A 6406-nucleotide genomic window follows, 5' to 3' on the forward strand; every position below is an offset into this window, starting at 1 on the left:
CAATCGGGTGGTCGACGACGGCGCGCTGGCGGCGGAAGCCGAAGCCCTGGCCGCGCAACTGGCGGCAGGCCCGACGCGCACGTACGGCGAGCTGCGCAAGCTGCTGCTGGCGACCTTCGACACCTCGCTCGACACCCAGCTGGAGATGGAAGCTCGCGCGATCGCTGCCTGTGCGAAGACCGAGGACTCCTGGAACGCCATCCAGTCCGTGCTGGCCAAGCAGAAGCCGGTGTTCAGCGGCCGCTGATCGATCATTCCTCGGGGAGAGCGCCAACATGCATGACCTGTTACAGATGGGCAGCCGCGCCGGCGAACTGCTGAAAGCGCGTGGCGAGAAAATCGCGATCGGTGAAACCTCGGCGGGAGGTCTGGTCTCGGCGAGCCTGCTGGCGGTGCCCGGCGCGTCGACCTATTTCGCCGGTGGCGCGATCACCTATTCGCTACGCGCCATTCGGGGCCTTGCCGGCATCTCGATCGAAGACATGCAGGCGCGCGGCATCCGCTCCAGCTCCGAGCCTTACGCTCAATGGCTGGCCGAAGCGGTGCGCGCCAAGCATGGCGAACGCGTTTTGTGGGGGCTGTCGGAAACCGGTGCCGCCGGGCCTGACGGCAATCGCTATGGCGATCCGGCCGGCCATACCTGTATCGCCGTCGTCGGGCCGGTGAATCTGGTGCGGACCATCCGCACCGGCAGTGGCGATCGGGTGGCGAACATGTGGGCGTTCGCCGATGCCGCGCTGGCGCTGCTGGTGGAGGCGCTGGAAGCAGCGCCGTCTCAAGTCGCCTGAATCAGGACGTCGTGCCGGTGCCTGCACCGGCATGACGTGAAGCAGATCCTCAGGCCGCGCAGAGCTTGTTGGCTTTCTGCCAGGCCGGTCTTGATTCGAGACGAGCGAGGTAATCGCCAAGCAGCGGGTAGTCGGCCATCGGCGCGCGGCTGGGGATCGGCAGGGCGGTGCCGGCCGCCATCGCCAAGGTGTAATAGACCATCACGTCAGCCGCCGTGAAGCTGTCGCCAGCAATGTAGGCGTGCTTGCCCAAGGTGCGTTCGACATGGCCGAACATGGTCGCGTACTCGCCCATCGCGAAGCCGAGCAGGCCGGCGGCATCGGACTGGGTCATCGTCGACAGCACGTCGATCAGTACTGGAACCATCAGCGTCGATTCCGAAGACGCCATCCAGTACGCGTAGTCGAGCCTTGCCGGCGTGCCGGCCGAAGGACGCAGGCGGCCCTGGCCGTACTGGTCGATCAGGTAGTCGCAGATCACCGACGATTCGGAGACCACCACGCCTTGATCCTCGATCACCGGCGCCTTGGCCAGCGGTGTGATTGCGCGCAGCGAATCCGGCGCACGGAAGGTTTGCGGATTGCGTAGATGACGGACCAGTTCGTACGGGATTTCGAGCTCTTCCGCGAGCCAGACGATACGGTCGGAACGGGATGCGACGAGGTGATGAATCTTCAGCATTGAGGTCTCCTCCAGCGATCGAAAAACCGCTCTCTGCGGAGCGGAGACGAGCTTGCATCGTAGAAGTCCGGGCTACGGCGATGCCAGCCGGGCTGGTCCTTACGGACGATGTATCAGCTTGCTTGTGCCATCTCGATGCAGGCTTGGGAGACCCGCACCCGCAGGCCGTTGAGTACGGCATTGCCGGACGGGATGTCGATTTCGGCGGCGTCGTTCGAAGTCAGATCGTTGTAGCGGCCACCGCCGATCGCGACCGCACGTCGCCAGCCACCGCCATGGCCCCAGCCCTGCGGCAGGGCCACGGTGCCCGGCATCATCTCTTCGCTGATCGCGACCGGTGCCTGGATCTCGCCCCAGTGCGAGGTGATCACCACTTCTTGACCGTCGATCAAGCCCAGCGGCTTGGCGTCAGTCGGATGGATGCGCAGGTGCGGACGGCGATCGCCGGTGGTCAGCTTCGGCACGTTGTGCAGCCAGCTGTTCTGCGAGCGGAGTTCGCGCAAGGAAATCAGCCGCAACGGGAACGTCGGATCGTCCTCCGCAGTACGGGCGACCATGCGTGCCATTTCGGTGTGCATCATCGGCTGGTCGAGCGGAATCAGGCCGCCCTTGTGATGGACTCTCCGCCGGCAGACGCCGACGGCTGGCGCATCGTTCAGCTGCACGCCACTGGTCTGCCCATAGAGCTTCTTGCGGCTGACGCCCTTGCGCAGGCCGAACCAGTCGCCAGCTGGGCCGATGCGCATGAACAGGTCGACGGCGACTGCCGGTGTCAGGCGCACGCCGAGCTTGCCGAGCAGCTGCACGAGCTTGGAGGGCGACGGAACCAGGCCGATCTGCTTGCAGATCGCATCGATGATCCACCAGTCGTCACGGGCTTCGCCGCGTGCCGAGACCGTGGCCGGCGCCCACTGCGCATAGGGCACGCCGGCGTGCATCTGGCTGAAGATCGGCAGGCCGTCGCGCTCCAGCCAAAGGGTGGGCGGCAGGATGTAGTGGGCGCGCTTGTTGGTCTCGGTCAGGTACGGATCCAGCGAGATCAGCAGCTCCAGTTCGTCGAGCGCGGCGCCGACATCGCCGGACGCGCAGGAGGTGGTCGCGATGTTGCCGGAGGCGATCAGCAGCGCACGCAACTGGCCCTTGCCCGGTGTGCGGATCTCGCGTGGCAGGGAGGCCAGCGGCGAGGTGCCGAGCACTTCCGGGATGCCGTCGACCCGGGTGCGCCAGCGGTCATAGCCATTGCTCTTGAACAGTTTGGTGAAGGCTTCGGTGTCGAGCATCGGCTGGCCGAAGACCGCGCCGCCGCGCTTGTCGAGATTGCCGGTGGCGATGTTGATGACGTCGATCAGATACTTGGTCAAGGTCGAGAACGGACCCAGCGAAGCGCCACAGCGGCCGTACAGCGAGGCTGCCGGCGAGGCCGCGAAGTCTCTGGCCAGCTTCTGCACGTCCGCCCAGGCGATGCCGGTTTCAGCGGCGACTCTGGCCGGCGTCACATCCTTCAGCAGGTTCGGCAGTGACGCCGCACCACGGGTCTGCTGGCGCAAGGCTTCCTGATCGGCAAGGCCTTCGTCGAGGATGGTCTTCAGCATGCCGGCGAGCAGCCAGGGGTCGCCGTCCGGGCGCATCGGCTGCCATTCGAACTGCGCGGCTGTTTCCGAGCGACGCGGATCGATGACCACCACGCGGCCGCCTCGTTCGACGATCGCCGCCATCTGCTCCTTGACCCGCCCGGCGGTCATCATGCTGCCGTGCGTGACCACCGGATTGGCGCCAAGCACCAGCAGGAATTTCGTGTGGGCGATGTCCGGGAACGGCGTCACCAGATTGTGGCCGTAAAGCAACTCGCCGACCACCCAGTAGTTGTTGATGTCGACCGACGACGCCGTGTACAGGTGCTTGGTCTTCAGCGCCGCCGCCATGCCCAGCAGCCACATGAAGGCGCCGTAGTTCCAGCCGTTGGGGTTACCGAGATGCACGCCGACGGATTCGGTGCCGTGGCGCTTGATCAGACTGCGCAGGCGTACGCCGATGTCATCAAGCGCGGTATCCCAGCTGACCGGAAGAAAGCTGCCATCGGCCTGGCGCTGCAGCGGCCGCAGTACGCGGTCAGGATCGTCGCGCACGGCGCCGAACGCGGCGCCCTTGGGGCATAGGAAGCCCTTGGAATTGGGGTGATCGACATCGCCGCGAATCTTCAGCACATCGTCACCAGCAACGGTGACGACCACGCCGCAGGAAGCTTCGCAGATGCCGCAGAAGGTTTTCCGATCGACGCCGGAGCTAGAAGACTTGCCGCCATGGGTGCCGGATTGCTGCGTCATGCGCATGCTCCTCTCTACGTGAGGCCCGGCCCTTGATTGTTGTTTTTAACGGCGGCAGGTCGTGGCGATTCGCTGCTGATGCTTTGGATGTTATCGGCTGTGGCGCTGAGCCGTCACGCGTGGAATGAACGCGCGTGACGGCTCCTGACGGATCAGACCGAGCGCTGTGCCTTGCTTGCGTTGGTCGCTGCGATGCCCGCTTCCTTGATGCGCGCCCAGGCGGCATCGTCGAGCTTGTTCAGGCCGGCGAAGGTCGACGGCGCGGCGAGGTGATGGCCACCGTCGATGCAGATGGTTTCGCCGGTGATGTAGTCGGCGCCATCGCTCATCAGCAAGGTCATCAGGTTGCCGAGTTCCTCGATCTTGCCGTAGCGGCCGGCCGGCACTTCGTCGGCCTGGGTGGCGCCAACGGCGGCATCGCCGGTCGGGCTGAGCATCTGCCAGGCGTATTCGGTGGGGAACGGGCCGGGTGCGACCGCGTTCAGGCGGATGCCGTACTTGGCCCATTCGACGGCCAGCGACATGGTCATCGCATTGATCGCCGCCTTGGCCATCGCCGACGGCACGACATAGGCCGAGCCGGTCCAGATCCAGGTCACCAGAGTGGACACCACCGAGCCCGGCAGGCCGAGCGCGATCCAGCGCTTGCAGACGGCGTGGGTGGTGAAGAAGCCGCCGTTCATCACCGTCGAGGTGATCGCTTCGAAGCCGCGCGGCGAGAGATCCTTGGTCGGCGCGATGAAGTTGGCGGCGGCGTTGTTGACCAGGCCGGTCAGCGGCCCGAACTTGTCGAAGATCTCGCCGACGGCGGCATCGACCAGCTCTGCCTTGCGGATGTCGACGGTCTGCACGAAGGCGCGCGGCGCCGCGTAGTCGGCGTTGATCTCGGCGGCTGCGGCTTCCAGCACGTCGATGCGGCGGCCCCACAGGTGGACGTTGGCGCCCAGGCTGGCGAAGTGTTTCGCCATGCCCTTGCCGAGGCCGGTGCCGCCACCGGTGACGAGAATGCGTTTGCCAGCCAATGCATCGGAAGCGTAGAGCGCCATCGGTCTTTCCCTTGAGTCGAGTGAAACGACGAAAAAAAGTACGGTACCATACGATATAGGTGGCGGCGCTTCAATATGCCAGCGCGACGCGTGACGAACTCCGGCCTTCGCGCGCGATGTCGCATCATGTGCGGATGAACAACAAAGCTGCCGTCAGCAGCCCCGATCCGTCGGTCATTGCCGAGCCGCCCAAGGTCGCGCCGCGACCTGTCGTACGCAGCCGTGGCCGGCCCACCCGGGAAGAAGGCGAGGCACTGCGCAAGAGCATTCTCGATGCCGCGCTGCAGGTGTTCATCGTCCGTGGTCTGAAGGCGGCGAGCATGGAAGGCATTGCTCGCGAGGCCGGCGTGGCGAAGATCACGCTGTACCGCCATTACGAGACCAAGGAGCAGTTGTTCGTCGAAGTGGCGCGCCGCGCGCAACTGTCGGTACGGGCTCGGCTCGGCACCGTCGCCAATGACGATGTGCCGCTGGAAACAGCACTGCGGGCGATCATCACCAAGCTCTACGACGGCTACACGCACCCGGACTATCTCGCCGTGATGCGCATGGTGATCGCCGAAGCCGGCCGCTTCCCGAAGCTGGGCCGGGCGATGCTCGAAGACTCTCAGCATATTTCCGAGCCGCTGGTCGCCTACCTGCAGGCACTCAAGGACAAGGGGCAGGTCGATCTCGATTCGCCGTACGACGCCGCCGTGCAGATTTCCGGCATGGCCAGCGGGGCGGGGCGTTATGTGCTGCTGACGCCGTCTCGCCATCCGGCTAGCCGCAAGCGTTGGGTGGAGTCGCTGGTGAGCTTGTTCGTGAAGGCCTGGCGGATACCGAAGCCCTGATTGGCCCCGATCGGCCCCGATCGGCCGATACGGCTGCTGGCCCGGATAGAATGAGGGCACGGCTTCTGCATCAACGGATAGAGGCCCCTCCTGAAGCTCTGCCCGGATTCCGAATGCTGACGACGATTGGCCCCCGACCGACCCGACGTACCCGCAGCAAGCACGGCGGCAAGAAGCCGACCATCGAGGAGCGGCTGCTGGCGGCGATGGAGCGGATGCTCGAACAGGGGCAGCGTTTCGTGACGCTGTCGGTCGAGGAACTGGCGGTGGAAGCAGGGATGTCGCGCGGCACCTTCTATTCGCATTTCCGCGACAAGAACGAGCTGATCGCCCGGCTGATGAGCCTGATCACCGACGAGATCGTCGACAGTGCCGGCAGCTGGCTGGGCACCGGGCCCGGCGGCGAACGGCCGCTGCGTGAGGACATGGAAGCAACGATGATCGGTGTCAGCAAGACGTTCCGGAAGCACCACGCGATCCTGTCTGCGTTCAACGACAGCGCCCGCAACGACGAAACGCTGGGCATCCAGTTCCAGAAGATGATGGACACCATCTGCGGCCGCTGTCGGGCTGCGATCGCCGCCGTCAATCGCAGCGGCGCCTGCCGCCCCGAAACTGGAGATGACGTCGCCGATGCGCTGTCCTGGTTCGTGGTCACCTATCTCGGCCGCTTCAGCGCGATCCGCCATGGCGAAGACCTGGATCGCTTGATCAAGGCGGTGGCCCACGTCAG

General features: G+C 65.3%; 6 protein-coding genes and 1 pseudogene. 4 read left to right on the forward strand and 3 right to left on the reverse strand.

The features are described from left to right. Nucleotides 1-247, forward strand: a pseudogene (locus Q0D45_RS20015) (enoyl-CoA hydratase); the annotation flags it as partial. A 28-nt stretch (nucleotides 248-275) separates the two neighbouring features. Then, the gene (locus Q0D45_RS20020) at nucleotides 276-788 is read left to right on the forward strand and encodes a CinA family protein (RefSeq protein WP_293397226.1); all 513 of its coding nucleotides are present in this window, start codon (nucleotides 276-278) and stop codon (nucleotides 786-788) included. A gap of 49 nt (nucleotides 789-837) precedes the next feature. On the opposite strand, the gene Q0D45_RS20025 is transcribed toward Q0D45_RS20020, so the two are convergent. The 3 genes from Q0D45_RS20025 to Q0D45_RS20035 all read right to left on the reverse strand — a co-directional run bounded on the left by Q0D45_RS20025 (nucleotide 838) and on the right by Q0D45_RS20035 (nucleotide 4840). Beyond that, nucleotides 838-1470, reverse strand: coding sequence for a glutathione S-transferase family protein (locus tag Q0D45_RS20025; protein WP_293397229.1), 633 nt, complete (start codon nucleotides 1468-1470; stop codon nucleotides 838-840). Between the two features lie 113 nt (nucleotides 1471-1583). After that, nucleotides 1584-3794 (reverse strand): molybdopterin-dependent oxidoreductase, encoded by a 2211-nt coding sequence (locus Q0D45_RS20030; protein ID WP_293397232.1) that lies wholly within the window; start codon nucleotides 3792-3794, stop codon nucleotides 1584-1586. Nucleotides 3795-3946: 152 nt separating this feature from the next. Continuing rightward, nucleotides 3947-4840: an SDR family oxidoreductase gene (locus Q0D45_RS20035; protein WP_293397235.1), complete on the reverse strand. Its 894-nt coding sequence runs from the start codon at nucleotides 4838-4840 to the stop codon at nucleotides 3947-3949. Between the two features lie 134 nt (nucleotides 4841-4974). On the opposite strand from Q0D45_RS20035, the gene Q0D45_RS20040 reads away from it, so the two are divergent. Next, nucleotides 4975-5673, forward strand: a complete 699-nt coding sequence (locus Q0D45_RS20040; protein ID WP_293397238.1) for a TetR/AcrR family transcriptional regulator — start codon at nucleotides 4975-4977, stop codon at nucleotides 5671-5673. A 113-nt stretch (nucleotides 5674-5786) separates the two neighbouring features. Beyond that, on the forward strand, nucleotides 5787-6406 hold a 620-nt coding region (locus Q0D45_RS20045), incomplete at its 3' end, for a TetR/AcrR family transcriptional regulator (protein WP_293397241.1).

Source organism: Nevskia sp. (assembly GCF_023266035.1).
Classification (GTDB): Bacteria; Pseudomonadota; Gammaproteobacteria; order Nevskiales; family Nevskiaceae; genus Nevskia.